This window comes from Streptomyces sp. NPDC015125 (assembly GCF_043080045.1).
In the GTDB taxonomy this organism is placed as follows: domain Bacteria; phylum Actinomycetota; class Actinomycetes; order Streptomycetales; family Streptomycetaceae; genus Streptomyces.
Genome location: NZ_JBIBVF010000023.1, coordinates 89,172 through 111,291 on the forward strand (window position 1 = coordinate 89,172; position 22,120 = coordinate 111,291).

Genomic DNA, 22,120 nt, shown 5'->3' on the forward strand with positions numbered 1-22,120 from the left:
CGCTGTGGCCGCCCTCCTTGTGGGAGGTGAGCGGCATCACGTCCGGATTGGGATTTGCGTAAGCGTATGTGGCGGTGCGCGGCGGCGTATTTGTGAGAGAGGACAAATTCCTCTGCGAGAGCTGTACGTCAGGCCAATGAAGATTGGCGGAAAAAGGGCTCGTGCTCCGGGGTCATGCATGGTGAGTGGCCTTCGCCGGCCGCTCTCCTTGCCCCTGGCGGCAGCCGCCGCGACAACCGCTGGTGCGGGCGGACAACGCCCTCGGTGAACCCTTGGCCGGCGGGACAGATGCCTCGGGCCGCGGGCGCCCTAGCGTGAGTTCGGCCCTTCCGACGGCCGACGAGCAAGGGGACTCCATGGCCACCCTTCCCTCCGCCCGACAGACCCGTACCGCCCCGCCGCACGCTTCGCCCGCCACACCATCAGTGGGCGGCGACGGCAGCGGGTCGGGGGACGTAACACCAGGTGAACCACGCGGTGACGCTCCGGCGGGGGAGCCGCCGGAGCAGGTGGCGGGACCGGAGCGTCCGAGGGCCGAGGCCGAGGAGCCCGGGGTGAATCCGGCCACCGGCCCGGCGAACCAGGCCGCCGGGACCGTGGTGATCGGGTCGACGACGCTGGCGCGCCGGGTCTGCGCCTCCCTGGGGGAGAGCGGACACCCGGTCGACCATCTCGCCGCACCGGACGATCAGGACCTTCGCCGGGCGCTCGCCGCACGGCCGGCCGGGGTGGCCGTCCTCGTCGGCGACGATCTGTCCGCACTGCGCTATGCGCTCGCGGTACGCCACGTCTGCGAGACCGTCCGGATCGTCGTCACCGTCTTCGACCGCACCGTGGCGCAGCAGCTCCGGTTGCTGCTGCGCCACTGTGTGCCCGTCTCGCCCGCCGACCTCCTGGCGCCGACGCTGGCCGGACTGTGTGTGGACCCCGATGCCCTGGCGGTATGGGACGACGGGCACGGCGCGGTGGCGGTCCGGCGGCCCGGAGAACACCCGGTGGAGACGGCGTGGCGGGCGAGCCCGGGCGCCCGGCGGCGTGCGCTGCTCGGGCGGCTGAGGGGACAGTTGCAGCCTCATGACGCGGACGCCCGCCTGCTGCTCATCGGGCTGCTGGGGATCGTCGCCGTACTGGCCGCGGACTGGATGTGGCTGGTCGGCGTGTTCCACCAGCCGGTCAGCACCGCCTTCCTGGAAGCCGCCCGGGTCGTCGCCGGGGTGGGACCTGCCGCGCCGCACCCCGGCCATCCCGGGTACGAGGTGGTGTCCGCCGTGGCGATGCTGGTGACGGTGGGGTTCACCGCGCTGCTGACCGCGGGCATCGTCGACCGGCTGCTCGGCCCCCGGCTGGTCGGGGTCCTGGGGCCGCGGGTGCTGCCCCGGGCCGGTCACGTCATCGTGGTGGGGCTGGGGCAGGTGGGGCTGCGGCTGTGCCAGACGCTGCGTCAGCTGGGGGTGCCCGTCATCGGTGTCGAGCGCGAGCCCACCGCCCCGAATCTGCGCCTCGCACGGTCGATGGGGATACCCGTGGTGCTGGCGCACGGCGAGGACCGTGCGGTGCTGGCGCGGCTCGGACTGGCGCGGGCACGGGCGCTCGCCGCGGTCGGCTCCCACGAGCTGGACAACATCGCCGTCGCGGTCGCCGCCCACGGTGTGGCACCGGACATCCGGGTGGTGCTGCGGGCCGGTGAGGACGAGGCGATCGCGGAGACCCGCTCGCTGCTGCCCCTCGGGCTGACCCGCGATATCACCAGGACCAGCGCGGCCTTTGTGGCCGCCCATCTCACGGCCTGGCCGACCGGCGCCCCGCCCCGACGCGTCGTGGCCGATGCCGACTGCGACTATGTCGACCTGCCGGGACGCGGTCTCGTCGGCCGGCCCGTCGCGGCCGGGGACGACTGCGGACATGTGTCCGGCGAGGGCGAACGAGTCCCTGCCGGCAGCGTGCCCGGGCCGGGCTGAAGCGCGGCACCCCGGCCGCGCCCGGCCCGCTCACGCTCCTGAGACGCCCGGCCCGCTCACGCGCTCCTGAGACGCCGGGTCCGGCCGTGCCGCTGAGGCGCCCCGCGCGGCCCCACCCCCGAGGCGCCCCGCCCGGTCTCCGGCGATCCGGGCTCAGTCCTCCTCGACGGGGGAGCCGGCCTCGGACGGCATGCTCTGCTCGGTCCAGATGATCTTGCCGGTCGGTGTGTAGCGGGTGCCCCAGCGCCGGGTGACCTGCGCGACGATGAACAGCCCGCGCCCGCCCTCGTCGGTGGTCCGGGCATGGCGCAGACGCGGCGAGGTGCTGCTGGCGTCGGAGACCTCGCAGATCAGGGCGTCCTGCCGGATCAGGCGCAGCGTGATCGGTCCGGTGCCGTGGCGGATGGCGTTGGTGACCAGTTCGCTGACGATCAGCTCCGTGGTGAACAGCAGATCGTCCATGCCCCACTCGGACAGCTGCCGGCCGGCGAGAGCACGGGCGCTGCCGACCACGGCCGGGTCGGTGGGCAGGTCCCAGGAGGCGACCTGGTGCGCGTCCAGGGCGTGGGTCCGGGCGAGCAGCAGTGCGGCGTCATCGGACGGCGGTCCGGTCATCAGCGCCTTGACCACGTGTCCGCCGATGTCCTTCAGCGTCTGCCCGGGCACCGCGAGGGCGTTGCTCAGCCGGGACAGCCCGACGCCGATGTCCCGGTCGCAGGTCTCGATCAGTCCGTTGGTGTAGAGCGCGATCAGACTGCCCTCGGCCAGCTCCAGTTCGACGGACTCGAAGGGCAGCGTCCCGAGGCCGAGCGGTGGTCCGGCGGGCAGGTCGGGGCAGTCCACGGCGCCGTCAGGGCCGACGATCAACGGCGGCAGATGGCTGGCGCGGGCCAAGCTGCACCGCCGGCTGACCGGGTCGTACACGGCGTACAGGCAGGTGGCCCCCATGAACGTCGAGGCCACGCTCGGGTTCCCGGCGTCCGCCGCCGGGTCGGCGCCTTGCGTCTTCACCAGGCCGATGACCAGGTCGTCCAGCCGGGCCAGCAGTTCATCGGGCGGCAGATCCAGGTTGGCCAGGGTGCGTACGGCGGTACGCAGCCGGCCCATCGTGGCCGCGGCGTTGATGCCGTGTCCGACCACATCGCCCACGACCAGGGCGACCCGCGCCCCGGACAGCGGAATCACATCGAACCAGTCGCCGCCCACTCCGCTCGGCGCGTCCGCGGGGAAGTACCACGACGCCACCTCCAGGGCGGATCCGCCGGTCAGCTCGTGCGGCAGCAGGTTCTGCTGCATCACCCGGGCCGCGGCGCGCTCGCGGGTGAAGCGGCGCGCGTTGTCGACACACACCGCCGCCCGGGCCACCAGCTCCTCGGCGAGCCGGACGTCGTCCGCCACGAAGGGACCCAGACGGCGGGAGCGGAAAAACGTCGCCGCGCCCAGGGTGATGCCCCGGGCCTTGACCGGCGCCACCATCACCGAGCGGAATCCGAAGGCGCGGATCACGGCGGCCCGGACCGGGTCCTCGGTGACCCAGGAGCTGGTGGCGAAGTCCAGTACCGGCTCCACGAGGGACTCGCCCTTGAGCAGACAGCGGGCGATGGGCGACGAGGGGGAGCGCTGGACGGCTTCCCCCACGGTCAGCCCGGCCTCCGGGCAGCCCTCGTGCACCGACTGCTGACCGGAGCGGCGCATGGTGGGGGTGCTGTCGACCGGCCCGGGAACCGGCTCGGCGCCCCGCAGGACCGAGTCCAGCAGGTCGACGGCGACGAAGTCGGCGAGCGCCGGCACGGCGACATCGGCCAGTTCCTGTGCGGTCCGGGTGACATCCAGCGTGCTGCCGATCCGCACACTGGCGTCGTTCAGCAGCGCCAGGCGTTCCTGCGCCCGCCAGCGTTCGGTGACGTCGATGACCATGTACCACAGGCCGATGCGCCGGCCCTGGGGATCCTCCAGCCCGAAGAACGACGCCGAGTAGGCGCGCTCCTGGCTGGGGTCCGCGTACGTGGGGCTGCGGAATTCATAGTCCATCACCGGTGCCCCGGTCTTCAGGACCCGTCGCATCCGCTCCTCGAACGCCTCGGCCTCCAGCTTCGGCAACACCTCCGCCACCCGTTTTCCCAGCCGCCGGTCGAGCGGGATCAGGCGCTCCAGTACCTCGTTCACCCAGACGTACCGCAGACCGGTGTCCAGCACCGCCATGCCGACGGGCGCATGCGCGAGGAACGGTTCGAGCATCAGCTGGTTCACCCCGCCGCCCGGCATCCGCCACTCCTCCAGGGCGAGGACGGACCACCGTTCGTGGCCGGTGCGGTCGAGAAGGGGCGTGACCTGCACCGCCAGCTGCAGATCCCGGCCGTCCCGGTGACGGGCGGCCACCGATCCGCCCCAGCCGTCCCCCGAACGGCACCACCGGGCCACGGCGGCCACCCGCGCCTCGTCGCCGGGTATCGCCAGCAGCTCCGCCGCGGGACGGTGCAGGATCTCCTCGGCGGGATAGCCGAGCAGCCGCTCCGCCGCCCGGGTCCACGCGACGACCCGCCCCTGTCCGTCCAGTTCGGCGGTGGCCGCCTTCGCCATGTCCCATGCGCGGCCCGACCCGCCCGGCGCGGCATTCTCCGAGGTCATCATCGCCAGCCCGTCAGCTCAATGGAGCAATATCGCCCAGTTTAGGAGAATCGTGCACTCGTGGCGGTCCGTGCGATCCGAGTGACGGGTGGGGCGCTGACGTCGCCGGGGAGCCGGGGAGCCGGGGAGCCGAGGAGCCGAGGAGGAGGGGAGGAGGGGACCCGGGGAGCAGCGAGCGGACGCAGCGGGTCCGGGCGGGGTGGACGGGCCGGCCGCGGCTCGGGCGTCGTGCGCGGGCGTCGTGCGCGGGCATCGTGATTGGGCGTCGTGCGCGGGCATCGCGCTCGCATGTGGTGCTCGGCCGCTGTGCTCAGGCGTCGTACCCGGCCGTCGGGCTCGCGCTCAGGGAACGGACGGCAGCCGCAGCTGGAGCATCGCCAGCAGTCGCTGATCCGGACGGCTGAGGTCGAGGCCGGTCAGCTCCTCGGCACGGCGGATCCGGTAGCGCAGCGTGTTGGGGTGCACATGCAGCTCGGTGGCGGCGGCCCGAACGTCGCCGAAGGCGTTCAGGTAGGCGAGGACCGACTCGGCCAACTGCCCCTGGCTCCGGGTGTCGTGAGCGACCAGGGCGGTCAGCCGGGGGTCGCGCATCTCCGGGTGGGCCGAGAGCAGCGTCAGCACCTCACTGACCAGTACCTCGGCCTGGATGTCCGGCAGCGCGGCGACCGTGGTGGCGACGCCTGCGCTCACCATCGCATCGAGGATCCGGTCCGCCTCCCGCCGTGATTCGGGAATCTCCCCGAGCCCCGGCACGATGCAGCCGATGGAACCGCGCAACGACATGCCCAGATGCCGGCGCGCGGCCTCGGTGATCGCCTGCCCCCAGCCGCGCAGCGTGCCGGTGTCGATGCTGCGCGGCAGCTGTGGCAGCAGCACATATATCCGCGCATCGACCTGGGTGACCAGGGCGCTGCGGTGCCGGGCGGCCGTGTGCACCGAGATCAGGTTGCTGACCTCGGAGCGGGTCAGCTCCGGCGGGGTGGCCCCGGCGGTCCCGTACGAGAAGCCCAGGACGGCGGCCGGGCGGGCCGCGTCCAGCGCCAGGTGGCTCGCCAGCGGCTGGGGCCCGGTGCTGCCCTCCAGCAGTCCGGCCGCGAGTGTCCGGGTCAGGGCCAGATCCGCGGAGAGCTCCCGGCGGCGGCGTACGAGGTGGAGCGCGGCGACCCGGGCCGCACCCAGCAGGGCCTGGTCCGAGTGCTCGGTCAGCGGCGCCGAGCCCTCCTGTACCCAGATGGTGCCCAGCTGCCGCTCCCCGGAGCGGATGGCCACCGCGAGCCGCCGGCGGATCCCCAGCTCGGGATGGCTGTCGATACAGATCACCTCGTCGGAGGCGCGCAGCCGCTGGAACACCCCCCACTTCCGCAGCCGCGCCAGATACGCCTCCGGGCCCTGCCAGCCCAGGATGGACAGCCGCCGCAGGTCGTCGACCTCGTCGGAGTCGGTGGAGCGGGAGTAGGCGAGCACGCGGTTGGCGGTGTCCTCGATGCTCACGATGCCGCCGGTGAGGACGGCGGTGGTCTGGGCGAGCGAGAAGAGGTCGCCTTCCTCGGGCCCCTCGCCGGGGCGTCCCTGCGGCACACTCTCCAAAGCCGCGCGGGCCAGTGCGTCCACCTGCTCCCAGCGCGCCTCACTGCGGACGGACAGCAGCGCGATACCTGCCTCGACGGCGGTCGCGCTGAGGGCCGCGGCCTGTCCGGGAGTGTCGAGCTTGACCGCTACGGCGGCGGCGCCGTCGCGCCCGCCGGCCCGCAGTGCGGGGAACGCGGCGCGTCCGCGGGCGCCTATGGCGAGCACCAGCTCGCCGGGGTGCATGATCGGCGGGTCCTCGGGGTCCAGCAGCGCGACGCTGCGGATTTCGACGTCCAGCCCGGCGGGGGCGGCCTGCAGCTCCACCAGGGGCTCGCCCAGCGACATCAGCAGTTGGCGCAGGCTGATGCCGGTCGGTGGTGGCGATACCGCCGCGGCTGGTTCCATGGCCGGCGCCTCTGCTGGATCCGGGTGGCCTGGGCTCATGGGGCTGCTGGCCATCTTGCAGGCACTTCCGATCACGTCACATCAAGCATTCGGCCGGCCCCGAGGTGAGCCACCACCGCACGTATGAGCTACGCCAACAGTACTGATGCTATCCGCCGGGGCCACCGGAGCCGGGAGGAAGGCGCGGCAGCCGGAGCCCCGGCCACGGCAGCCGGAGTCCCGGCCACCGCTGCCGGAGCCCCGGCCACCGTCCCCGGTCCCCGGCCGGTCCCCGGCCCCCGCCCCCGGCCACCGCCACTGCGGGTCTGCCGGGGCGGCCTGAGGCGAATCGGGAGGGAGCGCCCACTGCTCTTCAGCCCCGCCCCTCATCCCTCGTCATGTCGTACGGCCCCGCGGGGCACCGAGCGGGGGCTCCTTCCTGAAGGCCCACTTCATCTTCGGCTCCATGGCGAAGCGCAGGGCGCGTTGGACCGGTGGGGTGCACAGCAGCGTCACGATCGCCCCGGCGAGGAGCGTGACGGCGATGGCGCCCCACGGGGTGTGGATCCAGCCGGCGTCGTACCAGTCCCACCAGCGGGAGGCCTTGGCCAGGAAACCGTGCAGCAGATAGCCGTAGAGCGTGCCGGCGCCCAGTACGGTGCACCACATCCGGCGGCCGGGCACCCAGGCCAGGAAGCAGGCCGTGAGGGCCAATGAGCAGCCGAACATGGCCAGTTGCATCAGGACGCCGCACCACCACGGCACACCCAGATGCTGTGCGCTGTCGGTGTGGTAGAACCATGCGTCGTTCATGCGCGGCACGGCCCAGTAGGCGAAGGCCAGCGCGGCGACGAGGACGGGCACCGCGGCCATCCGCGCCGCCCGGCAGCGCACGAGTGGGAAGTGCTCCGGTTTCAGGCACATGCCCAGGACGAAGAACGGCAGGAATTGCAGGACCCGCTGCAGGTCCAGGCCACTGCCGAGATCCGGGGAGACCGAGGCCGACAGGGCGATCGCCAGGGCCAGGGGCACCGGCCACCGGACGATTCGCCACAGCGGGGCGGTGAGCCGCCAGAGGAACAGGGCGACCAGGAACCAGGTGAGGAACCACGGGTCCGTCAGATCGACCGAGAAGCTCGGCACGTCGCCGGCCCAGTACCGGAACACCGCGTAGGCCGTCTGGAAGACGATGTACGGGACGGCGACGCCGGTGACCAGTCGCTGCAGCCGGTCGCGCCGCATATCGAAACTACGGGAGAAGTACCCGGATATGACGGTGAATGCGGGCATGTGGAACGCGTAGACGAAGATATAGAGCGCGGCCGCGCTCCGGCTGCCGGCGTAGAGCGGCTCCCAGGCGTGGCCCAGTGCCACCAGCACGATCGCCAGGTACTTGGCGTTGTCGAAGAACGCGTCGCGGTTCTTTGCCGGGGGCGGCGGCGCCGACTCGCCCGGGACGCCGGTAGGGGAGCGGGTGGGAGAGTGGGCGGGAGAGCGGGTGGGGACGGCGGCCCGCCCGGCGGAGGCAGGCTGATCGGCGTCCTGCAGGGCGGAGGCAGCGGTGGAGGAGTGGGGGAGAGGGGTCACGACACGGCCTCCCAGCGGTCGGTCGGCCGCCGGGCCCTTCTTGCCGTGGTGGTGGGGGCGATCACTGTGACGATCGTGGCAAGCGGCATCCTGGCTCCTCGTGTGTGCTGGTGCGGGACGGGTGGAGGACCCTACCGGTGTGGGGTGGCGCTCCTGGTGTGAGCCGGCGGGAGTCGGTGGCCCACAATGCTGCGGGGACGTTCGCCTCCCGGTGTGCCCGTGGACCGGGGGCACCCTCGCGGGCCGGACGTGCGCCCGTGGATCGGGAGGCGTGCCCGCGGGTCGACGGTGTGCCTGCGCCTCGGCCATGGGACGGTTCCCCCCTCCTGGTCGTCTACAGTGTTGTAGACCATCTGTGGCACTCTAGACACCGGGGCGCGCGGGACGCATCCCGACCCATCACGGGAGGGGCTGACGACATGGCGCGGTGCCCGGGTGCCCGCCGTTCTGTACGTCGCCGGTCATGGGCACCGTTCATCCGTACCGAATCCCGGCGGCCATCCGCCACCCGGGCCCGCCGCCGTGGCCGTTGCCTTTCTGTCCCGTTCGCACCGGTCCCATTTGCACCGGCCCCGTTCGCACCGGTCCCGTTTGCACCGGCCCCGTTCGCACCGGCCCTGTTTGCACCGGTCCCGTTCGCCGGCCGCACGCACCGCCCCGCCCACCTGCCGGGCCGCTGCCGCGACGGCCCGCCGAGCCCTCGCTTCGGCCCGACGGCGCGCCCACCAGTACAGTCGCCTCACCGACCGGTGCGCCGCGGCATACGTGTGTCCCGGTGACGCCGGAGGCACCCCCCCCGGGCCCGCCCCGGCCGAACCGAGAGCATCGACGAGGGTGCCGAGGTCCCTCGTCCCCGCCGCGCGCCCGGCCGCAGGACCCGACGCCCACCGCACCACGGCGCACCCGCGCCGCACGCCCCCCATCTTCAGACACGCCCACCCCATCCCCAGAAATGGAACCCATGAGCGCGATCAGCATCGGCCAAGCCGTCGTCCTCGGAGCCGTCGAGGGGGTGACGGAATTCCTTCCGGTCTCCTCCACCGGCCACCTCAAGATCGCCGAAGGTCTGATGGGCATCCCCGTCAACGACAAGACCGTCGTCGCCTTCTCCGCGGTCATTCAGGTCGGCGCGATCGCCGCGGCGCTCGTCTACTTCTTCAAGGACATCGTGCGCATCGTGGGTGCGTGGTTCCGCGGGCTGCGCAATCGTGAGGAGCGCTACCACCACGACTACAAGTTCGCCTGGTGGGTGATCTACGCCACCATCCCGATCGTCGTCGTCGGCCTGGCGGCCAAGCCTCTGATCGAAGGCCCGCTCGCCTCCCTGTGGGTGGTGGCCGGATCGCTGATCATCGGCAGCGGAGTGATGTGGGCGGCGGACCAGATGGGCCGCCACAAGCGCGGTGAGGACGACACCTCGCTCAAGGACGCCATGTGGGTCGGCTGCTCCCAGATCCTCGCCCTCCTCTTCCCGGGCTTCTCCCGCTCCGGCGCGACGATGTCCACCGCCCTCATCCTCGACCTGGAGCGCGTCGCGGCCACCCGCCTCTCCTTCTTCCTCGGCATCCCGGCCCTCACCGGAGCCGGTATCTACGAGCTGAAGGACGCCATCGGCACCGGCGCCGCCGTCGCGCCACTGGCCATCGGCACCGTCGTCTCCTTCGCCGTCGCCTATGCCTCGATCTCCTGGCTGCTGAAGTTCGTGGCCAAGCACTCCTTCAACTCCTTTGTGATCTACCGGATCCTCGTCGGCGCGCTCCTCTTCGGCCTGCTGGGCATGGGCGTCCTTTCCTGACGACCGCCGCTGGTCCACCGCCGCTGGTCCACCGCCGCGGTTCCCGGTGGGGCGCCGCCCGCCTCCCGCCGGGACCCGCGGGCCGCGGCAGGGCGGAGCACCCGGGGCGGGTCCCGCACCGCGGCCCGGCGCCCGACGGGCCGTGGCCGCGGCCTCGGCCGCACGGAGGACCGGCACCGCGGCCGCGGCGGGCCGTGCGGCCGCCCGCCGCACGAGGACGGCCCGGACCAGAACCGGGACGCCGGCTCCGCGTACCTGACGGCCCGCCTGCGCACGGTGGAGGAAGCCGTCGAACGCATCGGTACCACCCTGGACGAGCAGACCACCTGCGCCGAGCTGTCCCGGTTCCTGTGCCGGCACCTGTGCGACGCCGCCGCGGTGGACCTGCTCGACGAAGAGGGCACCGGGGTACGGTCACACTCCCCGGCAGCGCTGCGACGCGTGGCGACGGCAGGGCTGGTCACGGTGCTGGAAGCACGGTTCCCGGACGAAGACCCGGGGCGGCCTGACGGCGGGTCACTCTCGATGCGGGCGCTGGCCGAGGGGCATCCCGTCACCGCGGCGGCAACCCTGCCCGGCGGCCGCTCGGCCGGGGCGCTGTCGGTGCCGCTCCGCGCGGACGGCCGCCGCTACGGCGCACTGCTGGCCCTGCGCGCAGGCGGCAGTTTCACCGCGGACGAGACCGACACGGTGCACTTCCTGGCACGTCTCACAGCCGGCCGGCTCGCGCACGCCCGCCGGTATGCCGCGGTGCAGCGCACGGCGATGGACCTGCAGCGGGCGCTCCTCGCGGAGCCGGGCAAGCCGCACCCCAACCTGGAGCTCGCCACCCGCTATCTGCCCTCCGGCAGCAGCGCGCTGGTCGGCGGCGACTGGTTCGAGACGGTACGGCTCCACTACGGACGCACCCTGCTCGTCATGGGCGATGTCATGGGACACGGACTCGATGCGGCGGTCGATATGAACGCCTACCGCTCCCACCTGCGCTATGTCGCCTCGACCGATCTGCCGCCCCATCGTGTACTGCGTCAGCTCGACACCGCCGTGGCCGGGGACGAGGCCCGCCGTCCGGCGACCTGTCTGCTGGCCCGGGTCGATCCGGCGCGCGGAATCGCCGCGTTCGCCAGCGCAGGCCACCTGCCTCCGGCGGTGTTCAGCCGCGAGGGCGTGGCCGGCCTCGTCCAGGTGCCCGTCGGCCCGCCCCTGGGCACCGGGGCCGGGGGCTACGAACTCGTCACCCGCACCCTCACGTCCGAGGAGACGCTGCTGATGTTCACCGACGGTCTCGTCGAGCGGCGCGGCGAAGACATCGACGTCTCGCTGTCCCGGCTGGCCCGGGTACGGCTGCCCGCCGGAGTGGGGGTGACACAGGTGCTCGACGAGGTCCTGCTCCGCCTCGACGGGCTGCATGCCGAGGACGATGTAGCCGTCCTCGCCGCACGGCTGCGCCACCACCCCGGGACGGGCCCGGCCGCGCCCGTGGCGGTCTGACGCCGGCGCACCTGTATCGGCGCACCTGTACCGGCGCACCTGTACCGGCGCATCCGAAAAGCCGGTTGAACGCTCCCGGGATGCAGTCCGTACAAAGGGGTGTGCCGCGGGATTTTCCCCGATTCCCGGCCCGGCCCGGCCTTCCTGTGGACCTGGGCCCGCGGCCGCTCCGCCGGTGTTTCCCCTGACACCGCGGAGCGGCCGCCTTCACCGCCGCGCGGGCCGGCCCGGCCCGGATCGGCTCGACGACCGCGCCGCCGCCCCCTCGACGTGACGGGACATCAGGTTCCGCCCGGCCTCCACATGGGGTGTGTGTCCAGGTCAACGGCACACTCGGTACGATTCCTGCCGCTGCCGGCCCGCGCCGACCGAGGCCGGCCCATGCCGATGTCTTACGGGGGTTTCTTCCACATGTTCGGAATCGTCAGGCCCTGCACCCATCGCCTGTCGCAAGGACTCAAGGCGGAGTGGATGGCCCATCTGTGCGGCCTCTGTCTCGCGCTGCGCGGCGACCACGGGCAGTTCGCCCGGGTCGTCACGAACTACGACGGGCTGATCGTCTCCGTGCTGACGGATGCTCAGTCCGGCCCCGCGCAGAGCCGCCGCCGTACCGCGGGGCCCTGCCCGCTGCGGGGTATGCGTACCGCATCGGTGGCGAAGGGGGAGGGCGCGCGCCTCGCGGCATCGGTCTCCCTCGTGCTCGCCTCGGCGAAGATACGCGACCATGTCGCCGACGGGAACGGGGCGTTGCGCCGCCGGCCGGTGGCCGCCGCCGCGCGCAAGGTCGCCGCGGGATGGGACCGGGCCGGGGCGCGCACCGGCGCCAGCCTCGGCTTCGACACCGCCGTACTCGTCGACGCGGTCGACCGGCAGCTGGGGATCGAGGAACTGGCCGGGCCCGGCACACCGCTGACGTTCATCACCGAACCGACCGAGACGGCGACCGCCGCGGCCTTCGCCCACACCGCGGTGCTCGCGGGCCGGCCGGGCAACGCCGCGCCGCTGGCCGAGGCCGGCCGGTTCTTCGGGCGGCTGGCCCATCTCCTCGACGCCGTGGAGGACCGTACGGCGGACGCCGCCGAGGGCGCCTGGAACCCGCTCGCCGCCACGGGCGCCACCCTCGCGCAGGCCCGCCGGCTGTGTGACGACGCGCTGCACGGCATCCGTCTGGCACTGCGCGATGTGGAGTTCACCGACTCCGCCCTGGTGCATGTGCTGCTGGTCCACGAACTGCGCCGCTCGGTGGACCGCGCTTTCGGCACGGCCGCCTGCTCCCACCAGGGGCATGGAGCGTCGGGGCCGTACGACGGCCAGGACGGGAACCCGTACCGGAACGGCGGGCCCTCCCCGTACGGACAGCCTCCGCAGGGCGGGCAGCCTCCCCAATACGGACAGCCTCCCCAGTACGGCCAGGCACCGGCCGGCGGTCCGTACGCCCACGGGCAGCAGTACCTGAACAGTCCTCAGAACCCCTACAACGGCGGTCCGGTGGGCCCCGGCGGCCCGAGCGGCGGCCACGGCGGTCATGGTGGCGGCTCCGGCGGTGGCGAGGGCGGGATGCCGCACTTCCCGCAGCAGCCGAAGAAGCCCCGCGGCTTCCTCGCAGGCTGTGCGGTCGCCATCGGACTGTGCTGCACCTGCAAGCTCTGCTGTGCGGAGGAGTACGAGGGACCGTGGTCGCGCAAGAAGCGCGAGGGGTGCTGTCAGAACTGCGATTGCTGCGACGGTTGCAGTTGCTGTGAGTGTTGTGAGTGCTGTGAATGTTGCAGCTGCGGCGGCGGCTGCTGATCGCCGACGGTCCGGACGTCCGCCGGGTGGGTCGGGAAGCTCAAGGACGACTTCACCGGCCGTTGCCGGCTCGGGAGAAGGGAAAGGACTCGGCCGCTGAGTGACTTGACGCACGGCCTCAACGCCCTCAACGGACGCCCCCGAACAACCGATACCGCGCGCCCCTGCTCGGTACGCGGTTCGGGGAGAGCTGTTACTGGAACACGCACGCCCGCGGCAAGGACGCGTCCGGACTGCTTCGCGAAGCTCCGGAACTTCGCCGGCCAGGGACGGCCGGAACCGGGCTTTGCTCGGCGACTTCACCGTGAACATCCTCAACCGCTCCGACGACGAGGCCCGCTACCAGTCGCTACATCTCCACTCCGAGTCACAGCGACGCGTACGACGTGTACTTCGACGACACCGGCGGCGCCCCCGTCCTGGGCGCCGCCGCGTTCCCGCGTACGCTCCGCGCGCGGAGCAGGATGGTGAGCCGTACGCCCGGCCCACCAGGCCCGCGTGGTACAGCCGAGCCCTTACGGCATCGCGAGCACCAACTTGCCCGTGCTGCGGCCGCTTTCGATGCGGCGGTGGGCCTGGGCCGCGTCGCGCAGCGCCAGCACCTCGCCGACCTCCACGCGCATCCCGCCGTCCAGTACGGCGTCGACGGCGCGCCGCAGCACCGGCGCCACGGCCTCGGGACGCGCACCGCTCAGCGCACCGAGGTTGAAGCCGAGCACGCCCTTGCCGCTGAACCACAGCTCATTCGCGTCGAAGTGGACGGCGTCGGCACCGGAGGCGTTGCCCATGGCGACCAGGCGCCCGCCCTGCGCCAGAGCGTCGAAGCTCGCCCGGCGGGCCGCGCCGCCGACCGGGTCGATGGCCACGTCGAACCCGCGGCCATCCGTCAACTCCTCGACCGAGCCAGCCAGTTCGTCGCGCAGTACGATCTTGTCGTAGCCGAAGGCGGCGGCCTTCTCCAGCTTCTCCGGCGAGCCCACGGTGCCCACCACCTGGCCGGCGCCCAGCAGCTTGGCCACCTGCCCGAGCTGGCTGCCCACACCGCCGGCCGCGGCGTGCACGAGCACCCGCTCGCCCTTGCGCAGCCGCGCCACCTCGCCGAGCACCAGCCACGCCGTGGTGCTGTTGGACGGCACGGCGGCCATCAGGGCGAGGTTCGAGTCGTCCGGTAGTGGGGCGACGAGCTGCGCGTCGGTGACGGCCACCTCGCCGTAGCCGCCGCCGGTGGTCATGGTCAGCGCCGTCACCGGCTGCCCGACCCGCAGGTCCGTGACGCCGTCACCGAGCGCGCGGACGCGTCCGGCGGCCTCGATGCCTGGTACGTACGGCAGCGGAACGTCCACCGCGCCCTGGCGAAAGAGGATCTCGGCGTAGTTGACGCCGGCGTGGGTCACGTCGATGGCGACCTGACCGGGCCCCGGCGTCGGGGCCTCGACCTCGGCGTACTCCAGTACTTCGGCATCACCGAAGCGGGGGATCGTCACAGCGCGCACAGAATGTCACTCCTCATCAGATGAAACAGGGAGGGGAAAGAGGGGAGGGGAAAGAGGGGGAGAGGGGCAAGAGGCTGGCCGGGATGGCGGCGACTCAGCCGGTGATCGCACGCTCGGGTTGGTCCGCCCCCTCGCCTTCGTCGGCCGCCGCGGGTGCCGGATGCGTCGCCGGTACCGCCGACGCGGCAGGGCGCGGACAGCGGTACGTCCGTACCAGCAGGCGAGAAGGGGAAGAAGTGCCCGCCCCGCCACGAGGCGTTGGCGGTGGGCGGATTGGGTGATGGTCGCCCAATCCGCCAGGGCGTCCGCGGGTACGAGCGGATCGTCGCGGCCGGTGACAGCCGTCCACGGCACTCCGAGTCGCGCGCCGTGCACCAGCGTCAGCGCCTGCGGGAATTTCGGGGACATGGACCACACCTGCATGCCTCTGGGGGAGTGACCCTATGATCTCCCCAGTTGGGGTGGCAAATATGCAGGTCAGCTGGGTTGGCGGTGCCTCTTTCGGTATGTGCGGGTTCGGCAGGGGGAAGGGAAGCCCGTTCCGGCAGGACTGATGCCGACTCTCCTGACGTGGCGTCAGGTTTGAGACCTGGATGTCCGGAGCCCCATCCGGCCGTGCAGCGCAGCGCCCTCTGGTGGCGAATGGCCCCCGCGAACAAGGCTTGCGGGGGCACGGGGATCGCTATCAGACCGTCCGGATCACAGTCGCCTGCCCGATTCGGTGGCCGGTCTCGTCGAACCGCTGTTGCGCAGGAGTGCCTGGGCGTGTGCTCAGGCGGTAACGACGGCTGCTGGTTGCCTCGGGGTCAGGTGTCCGCTCCGGGCCAGTGCCGCGACGGAAGCGGCGCAGGTGAGTCCGGTGGCGCTGAGTGCGGACCAGGTCAGCCAGGCGATGTGGTGATGCTGGGCGAAGCCCCACAGTGCTCCGGTGGCGAGGTTTCCCAAGGTGATGCCCAGCCCGGAGACGGTGTGGTACAGCCCATAGTGGGTGGCGATCAGGCGGCCGCCGGAGAGTGCGACGACCGTGTCCATCTCGAACGGGTAGACCACCGCGCTGCCCGCGGCGAGGAGCACGACCGCTGTCACCAAGGAGACGAGGGCCATCGCTCTCGCTCCGGGCTGGGCGACTGCGAGAGGCACGAAGGCCAGCCCCATGGCCACCAGCCCACGGAAGAGGGCTTCGTGCGGACTCCAGCGGCGCTTCGCCCAGCCGGTCAGGCGTAGTTGCCCGGCGACGGCGACGACTGCGGAGACGACGAACAGCCCACTGGTGACCTTGGTCCCGTTGGCTCCCAGGGCCTCGTCGGCGGCGAGGGGGAGGGCCAGATAGACCTGGAAGGTCAGTACGTAGGACCCGATCATCGCGATCGAGAAGAGGAGAAAGGGGCGGTTGGACACGACGGTGCGCCATTGGGCCAGCACTCCTGTCGCCGCGTCACCCTTGTTCGCGGAGTCGCCGCGCCGGGCCGGCAGAGTGCGCCACTGCAGCAGAGTGAGCACGGCGAAGATGGCAGCGGCTGCCGCACACACCGCGCGGAAGTCGGCGGCCAGGAGGGCGAGGCCGACGAGCGGGCCGAGGAGCATGCCTCCTTGGTAGTAGACGTTGAAGGTCGCGAAGGCGTCCACGCGCCGGTCGCCCGCTTCGGCTGCCAGGTAGGCCCTCACGGCCGGGTTGAACAAGGCTCCGGCGAACCCGGTGGCCGCCGACGCGGCAACGAGGGCCGGGAGGTTATCGACCCAGCCGAGGATTCCGAAGCCGACCGTACGCAGTAGGCAGCCGGCCATGATCGGCGCCTTGTAGCCGTACCGGTCGGCGATGGTGCCGCCGATGAGGAACATGCCCTGCTGGGAGAAGTTCCGGACGCCCAGGACGAGCCCGACGGCCCATGCGGCCAGGCCGAGGTCTCCGGACAGGTGGGCGGCGAGGTAGGGCATGAGCATGTAGAAGGCGAGGTTGATGGCGAACTGGTTGGCCATCAACAGCCGTGCAGCGATCGGGAACGAACGGGTCTGCCGCCAAAGAGACTTCATCGGGATACCCCCGCCAGCCGCTGCTGCCCGCGCGTCGCGCCGAGCGGATCGACGACGGTGGTGCACCGCGTCCAGCGGGTGACAGTCATCTCGCCTGGGTGGGCAATTTCTCGCGGTCCGGCTGCGGGCTGGTGGCCGAGGAGCCCGTGCCGGCGACAGTACGTGTCGTCGAAGACCGTGCCGACGTAGCGCTGCAGCCCGTCGGGAAAGATGGCGACGATGCGCGATTCGGCCGGCATCCGGCCGGCCAGCCACCGGGCGACCAGAGCGACCGCGCCGACGCTCCAGCCGCCGGTGGCGTACCGGCACCGCGCGAGCGCACGGGCTGCCCACACCGACTCGGGGGCGGCGACCCAGTGCACCTCGTCGAAGAGGTCGTACGCGACATTGCCTGGATAGATGCTGCTCCCGAGGCCGCGCATCAGTCGTGTCCCGGCGGGCTGTCCGAAGATGGTGGATCCGGTGGTATCGACTCCTGCGATGTGGAGGCCGGGGAAGTAGCCGCGAAGCACTGCACCGATGCCGGCGGAGTGGCCCCCGGTACCGACACTCACGACCAAGGCGTCGATACGGCCGAGCTGCGCCACGAGTTCATGGGCGAGCGGCCGGTACGCCGCCACGTTGTCCGGGTTGTGGTACTGGTCCGGGCACCAGGCACCCGGATGCACGGCGAGCAGCTCCTCGACCCGCTGACGGCGGGCTTGCTGCCAGCCGCCGACGGGGTGCGGGGTGTCGACGATCTGGACGTCGGCCCCGTACGCGGTGAGCAGCCCCGACATCAGCGGTTCCATCCCGGGGTCTGTGACGACGGTGACCGGGTGGCCGTAGGTGACCCCGGCGAGGGCGAGCCCGAGGCCGAGGGTGCCGGAGGTGGACTCGATGATCGGGGCGCCGGGGAGCAAATCGCCCCTCTGGCGGGCGGATTGGACCATGTACAGCGCGGTCCGGTCCTTGATCCCACCAGGGTTGTGGCCCTCCAGCTTGGCCCAGAAGCCGCTCCCGCCTGCGGTGAACGGCTCTCCGACCCACAGTACGGGCGTGTCGCCGACGAGACCGGCAGGCGTGTGCATGGGGCGTTTGGCTTCCGCGAGCAGCTGGGCCGGCGCGGCGGGGACGCTGGGTACTGCGAAGTGGTTCATGGCGTGCTTCTCCCTCGGCCGGTGCGGTCGTGCGGCGCCGGCCGGTCATGTGCGGGTGGAAGGAGGCAGAACTGACCGTGAGCCGGCAGGCGGCAGAGCTCCAGAAGGAGGCTCGCTCGCGCGGCTCAGGAACCGATCAGTTCTGCCACACGCCAAGCAGGGCTCGCTTGTGGCCATGTGCTGCACCGACGGAGTCGTTGCCGACAGGCGGCCCCACCGCGGCCAGGTCGCCGGCGAACATGGCGGCGTCGAAGGGCCGAGGGGTTACGGCCGGCTGCTCGGGGGCCCCGATGCTCCGGGGGGCTTGGACGGAGGGCTCGTCAGCTCCGGAGCACTCGGCTGATCCGTGCCCGCCGTGACGTGGCGATTCAGTGGCAGCGCCATCAGCGACGGCCTTCTTTTGCGAGCAGGTGGAGGAAGTTGCCAGGAAGGCATCGATACGGCCCGTTCCCGCTGGGGCCGGCCCGTGCGCGCATCCGAGCACATGGATCAGGGTTGCCAGAACCACGCAAAGAGCCGCCCTGCTCCACATCGCTGGGCGGTCGCTGCGGCACACTGCCAGAACCCTCACAAACACGAATCGTAATCAAGCGAACACATAAAGTGCTTGTGAAGAACGTGCGCCCCGCGCCCGGTCAAGTGGCTCCCACGTGGGGAACCCGCAGGAAAATCAAGGGCGGTATGGAGTTGGCGGCAGATGGCAGTGCGCACAACTCCGAGCGCGTCGATCGCCACATCGGGTGAAGGGAAGGCAGGGACGGCTTCCTCGCCGCGACCGTCCGGGTCCTCCTGGACGGTCAGGAGAACCCGGGCGGCACCGTGTCGCTGGTTCAGTCAGTGTGACAAGGGCCAGGCCCGGTGCAGTCGGCTTCGCGGCCGTCGCCTTCCGTATGGCCATCGTGATCGGTGTGGTCATGGCCGGTGTGGTCGTGGAGACCGGAACCACTGCAGACCGTGGACGCCTTCGTGGAGTGCTTGCCCTTATGGCATGGGGTTGTGTTCCCCGCGTGGGGCCGGCCGGGGTGCGCTTCCTCGCAGTCCTGGTGTGTCGTCATCGTGCTGCTCCTTCGTCATCCGGCGGATGGGCCGGTGGGCAGGATGTGGTTGACCGGGACGCCCGGTGGTGACCGTTCGCGGGGCATGGCCGGTCAGCTGCGTTCCCGGATGTCGGGCGTGCGCGAGGTGTCGCAGGAGATCCGGAGCTGGATCGCCGCCCGCAGGGCTGAGCACGAGGACATCGCCCCCGTGACGCGGCTACCGCTGCCGTGTCACACGTCGATCTGCTCGAAGATGTGCGGGTACGACACGATGTCGTCGGGGAACTCGGCCGCCATGCGCTGGAACTCCGGGCTGCCGAACGCCGTGGCGAGCGCCTCGGTCGACTCCCAGACCGCGACGTTCATCAGAAGCTGACTGTCCGCCGTTCCCTTGTGCATCTGCAGGGAGACGAATCCCGGCTGAGCCTTCATGAACTCGGCCTGCCTGCGAAAGAGGGCCAGGAACCATTCAGTCCTCTCCTTCGGGACGAAGAAGGTGTTGGCCAGGACGATGGGCCCGGTCTTCTCCTTGAACTGCGCGAACATCGGCGTGTGCGGGTCGAGACTCTGCAGCTTGGCCATTTTCGGTACTTCCTCTCGCTGTCGGTCCGTTGCTGGGGCCCGCGTCCTGGGCATACCAGCGGGGTTCGAGGGTGTTGGTGTCGCGGCTGACGACCGGGCGGGTGAGCCTGCGGGCTCAGGTGAGGGCGGCGACCAGCAGGGTGAAGGCGGCGATGATGACGGCGACGCGGACGTAGTGGAAGCGGTCCCAGCGCTTCAGCTGCTGCTTCCAGTCGGCGGGCCGGTTGTCAGGGGTCCAGGTCTTGCCCCGGTTGTTGATCGGGACGAGCAGCAGGATCGACATGATCACGCTGAGGATCAGCAGCGAGGCGGCGGTGATGACGAGGCCGGTGCCGTGGTGGTGCCATCCGGCGATGGTCCAGATCGCGACGAGGGCGAGCGAGGTGACGTACCAGACCGGCATCACGGCGCCGAGCATCCGGCCCCCGTGGGCGCGGCCGAGTTGGCCACTGTCGTCGGGGAGTGCGTTGAGGATCGGGTTGATGACGAAGGCGACGGAGAGCTCCACCCCCACCATCACGCCGACGACCACGGTGGTGAAGACCTGAAGTGCGTTGAGCATGACGACCCTCTCGGCATCTAGTGTTGCTAGCTGATGTGGCAACGCTAGCGCTACTGCCGCTTGCTTGTCTAGCGGTGCTAGGATCGAATCATGTCGGTACAGGAACGCAAGGAGCGTGAACGGGCGGCCCGCGAACGCCTCATCTTGGCGACGGCCCGCGAACTCGCCGAGCAGCAGGGCTGGGACGCGGTCACCACCCGCCGGCTCGCCGAGCGCATCGAATACAGCCAGCCCGTCCTCTACAGCCACTTTCGCGGCAAGCGGGAGATCATCGGCGCCGTCGCCCTCCAGGGCGCCGCCGAGATGGCCGCGGCGGTGCGTGCCGCGGCCACCAGCGCGAACGGCCCGCGCGAGCGGGTCGCCGCCCTCGCCCGCGCCTACCTCGACTTCGCGGAACGCAACCCGGCGGTCTACGAGGCCATGTTCCAGCTCGACGGCGGCCTGGCGTTCGCGGACGAGGACACCCCGGAACCTCTCAAGGACGCCTTCGCCGCGTTGCTGGAGAGCCTGGGCGAGGTCGCGGGGGACGGCATCCACCCGGGGCTGTTCACCGAGGTGTTCTGGGCGTCCCTGCATGGGCTGGCGACCCTGATCCGGGCGGGACGTCTGCCGCCGGAGGACACCGAGCCGAGGGTGGAGCTGCTGGTGGACCGGCTCGCCATGGTCTGACACACCATCCCGGCGGGCACGCAGCCGGGGCCCTCGGGCCCCGCCGCTGCCTGCCTGCGGCATCGCTGTTGGTCACTCGCGCCCACACGGCGCAGCCGCAGATCGCCGGGCCCCGTACCCCACACGGGCACCCGCCCCGGAAGCTGCGATGCTCATTGATCACGACCCGATACGCGTCCTGGTGGCGACGTCCATCGGAAGGGGCCAGAGAAAGCCGCTATGGCACGCGTTCGTGAGGAGATGAGAGCCCTTTCTGGCCGGACCGTACTGCAGGTGGTGAACCGGGTCGGCATGCACGCGCGGCCGGAGCCAACTGAGAAGGATCCGTTCAGCGCCGACCCGGTGTCGACGTCGTGCTGAGGTCGGCCACGTCGTCCAGGGCAGGGCATAGGGGGCGTGGCGGCGTAGTGGGGTAGGCGATGGGCGGGGCATGGACCGGGCTTGGGTCGGGCTTGGGTCGGGCTCGGGGTGAGGTGAACCGCTCTCCGCGGCCCTGTCGGGGGAGTGGACGGTGGCTGCGCTCAGCCGTTTTCACTCTTGGTCGGCACGGCTTTGGCGGTCGTCGGCCACCATCTCGCGTCGGAGGAGCCGGTGCGGTGGGTGCGCGCGATCGCCGGAGCGTTGACGGTGCTCCTCATGGCTGCCGCTGCAGCACGCTCAGCCCGGCGTGGGTGGCAGGTGATCGCGGCCACCGGCGGCGCGCAGGTTGCTATGCATGCGGCATTGTCCGCTGATGTGTCGGTAGGTAACGAGCCCGCTGGAGCGCACAGTATGTCGGAAGCTGGTTACGCGGCACACCACAGCGGATGGGCGATGACGGCGGCGCACTGTGTGGCCGCACTCGCGATGCCGGCAGTGCCATGTACGGGCCGAGTGAACTCCGAACAACTGCGGTAACGCCCCGATCGACCGCGTGTCGCCGTGCTGTTTTCCTGGCCCCTCGGAGCACGCGATACCGGTGATGGCCACGGGAGGCAGGGATCCGGTGGGGCGGAGGGCCGGAATGTGCGAGGTCGCGGATCGGGTTACTGCCATACGAGCGCGGCGACGCGGCGGAAGTTGCCTCCCAGGATCGCGGTGACGGCATCGTGGGGGTATCCCCGGGCCAGAAGCGCGTCTTCGACGGTCAGCAGGTCTTCGGGGGGCATGAACTTGATTGGCCCCCAGCGTGTGTAGGAGTCGGGGAACAACTCCGGGCTCTGCGTGAGCATCGCGTTGAAGTCCTCGTGGTCGAACGGGTAGTCGGTCGACACTCCGACGTGTTCCGGGCCGACAAGGTCGACGGCGTAATCGATATGCCGTACCAGCGCGTCGATACCGGCGTCGTTGGGGCCGAGGAAGATCCCGACACCGGTGATGCCGATGACCCCGCCGGTGGCGGCGCAAACTCAATCTTCCGAGGTGAGG

Annotated in this window: 14 protein-coding genes; 5 read left to right on the forward strand and 9 right to left on the reverse strand. The window is 71.4% G+C overall.

All coding sequences use genetic code 11. The annotated features are described in order from the left end of the window. Positions 1-554 precede the first annotated feature (554 nt). On the forward strand, positions 555-1,958 hold the full coding sequence (locus ACF088_RS33595; RefSeq protein ID WP_392379664.1) for an NAD-binding protein: 1,404 nt from the start codon (positions 555-557) through the stop codon (positions 1,956-1,958). 153 nt (positions 1,959-2,111) lie between these two features. Here the strand turns inward: ACF088_RS33595 and ACF088_RS33600 are convergent, their stop codons facing one another. The 3 genes from ACF088_RS33600 to ACF088_RS33610 form a co-directional block, all read right to left on the reverse strand. Next, positions 2,112-4,589, reverse strand: coding sequence for a SpoIIE family protein phosphatase (locus ACF088_RS33600; RefSeq protein WP_392379665.1), 2,478 nt, complete (start codon positions 4,587-4,589; stop codon positions 2,112-2,114). A gap of 339 nt (positions 4,590-4,928) precedes the next feature. Continuing rightward, on the reverse strand, positions 4,929-6,560 hold the full coding sequence (locus tag ACF088_RS33605) for a helix-turn-helix domain-containing protein (RefSeq protein ID WP_392379666.1): 1,632 nt from the start codon (positions 6,558-6,560) through the stop codon (positions 4,929-4,931). Between the two features lie 375 nt (positions 6,561-6,935). Then, a complete protein-coding gene (locus ACF088_RS33610) occupies positions 6,936-8,087 on the reverse strand; it encodes an acyltransferase family protein (protein WP_392379716.1) in 1,152 nt (383 codons plus the stop codon). Between the two features lie 1,000 nt (positions 8,088-9,087). Between ACF088_RS33610 and ACF088_RS33615 the strand changes: the two genes are divergently transcribed. The 3 genes from ACF088_RS33615 to ACF088_RS33625 all read left to right on the forward strand — a co-directional run bounded on the left by ACF088_RS33615 (position 9,088) and on the right by ACF088_RS33625 (position 13,200). After that, positions 9,088-9,921 (forward strand): undecaprenyl-diphosphate phosphatase, encoded by an 834-nt coding sequence (locus ACF088_RS33615; RefSeq protein ID WP_392379667.1) that lies wholly within the window; start codon positions 9,088-9,090, stop codon positions 9,919-9,921. Between the two features lie 276 nt (positions 9,922-10,197). Then, positions 10,198-11,412, forward strand: a complete 1,215-nt coding sequence (locus tag ACF088_RS33620; protein ID WP_392379668.1) for a PP2C family protein-serine/threonine phosphatase — start codon at positions 10,198-10,200, stop codon at positions 11,410-11,412. 411 nt (positions 11,413-11,823) lie between these two features. Further along, entirely contained in the window at positions 11,824-13,200 is a 1,377-nt protein-coding gene (locus ACF088_RS33625; protein ID WP_392379717.1) for a DUF5685 family protein, read from the forward strand. 515 nt (positions 13,201-13,715) lie between these two features. On the opposite strand, the gene ACF088_RS33630 is transcribed toward ACF088_RS33625, so the two are convergent. The 5 genes from ACF088_RS33630 to ACF088_RS33650 all read right to left on the reverse strand — a co-directional run bounded on the left by ACF088_RS33630 (position 13,716) and on the right by ACF088_RS33650 (position 20,044). Next, positions 13,716-14,693: a zinc-binding alcohol dehydrogenase family protein gene (locus ACF088_RS33630; protein WP_392379669.1), complete on the reverse strand. Its 978-nt coding sequence runs from the start codon at positions 14,691-14,693 to the stop codon at positions 13,716-13,718. A 771-nt stretch (positions 14,694-15,464) separates the two neighbouring features. After that, positions 15,465-16,724, reverse strand: coding sequence for an MFS transporter (locus tag ACF088_RS33635; protein WP_392379670.1), 1,260 nt, complete (start codon positions 16,722-16,724; stop codon positions 15,465-15,467). Then, on the reverse strand, positions 16,721-17,863 hold the full coding sequence (locus ACF088_RS33640) for a PLP-dependent cysteine synthase family protein (protein WP_392379671.1): 1,143 nt from the start codon (positions 17,861-17,863) through the stop codon (positions 16,721-16,723). Before ACF088_RS33640 ends, ACF088_RS33635 begins: the two co-directional genes overlap by 4 nt. A 1,268-nt stretch (positions 17,864-19,131) precedes the next feature. After that, positions 19,132-19,482, reverse strand: coding sequence for an antibiotic biosynthesis monooxygenase family protein (locus ACF088_RS33645; RefSeq protein ID WP_328389203.1), 351 nt, complete (start codon positions 19,480-19,482; stop codon positions 19,132-19,134). 115 nt (positions 19,483-19,597) lie between these two features. Continuing rightward, a complete protein-coding gene (locus ACF088_RS33650; protein WP_392379672.1) occupies positions 19,598-20,044 on the reverse strand; it encodes an anthrone oxygenase family protein in 447 nt (148 codons plus the stop codon). A 90-nt stretch (positions 20,045-20,134) separates the two neighbouring features. Between ACF088_RS33650 and ACF088_RS33655 the strand changes: the two genes are divergently transcribed. Then, positions 20,135-20,713 (forward strand): TetR/AcrR family transcriptional regulator, encoded by a 579-nt coding sequence (locus ACF088_RS33655; protein ID WP_392379673.1) that lies wholly within the window; start codon positions 20,135-20,137, stop codon positions 20,711-20,713. A gap of 1,025 nt (positions 20,714-21,738) precedes the next feature. Here ACF088_RS33655 and ACF088_RS33660 read toward each other — a convergent pair. Continuing rightward, on the reverse strand, positions 21,739-22,077 hold the full coding sequence (locus ACF088_RS33660) for a membrane dipeptidase (RefSeq protein WP_392379718.1): 339 nt from the start codon (positions 22,075-22,077) through the stop codon (positions 21,739-21,741). Between the last annotated feature and the right edge of the window lie 43 nt (positions 22,078-22,120).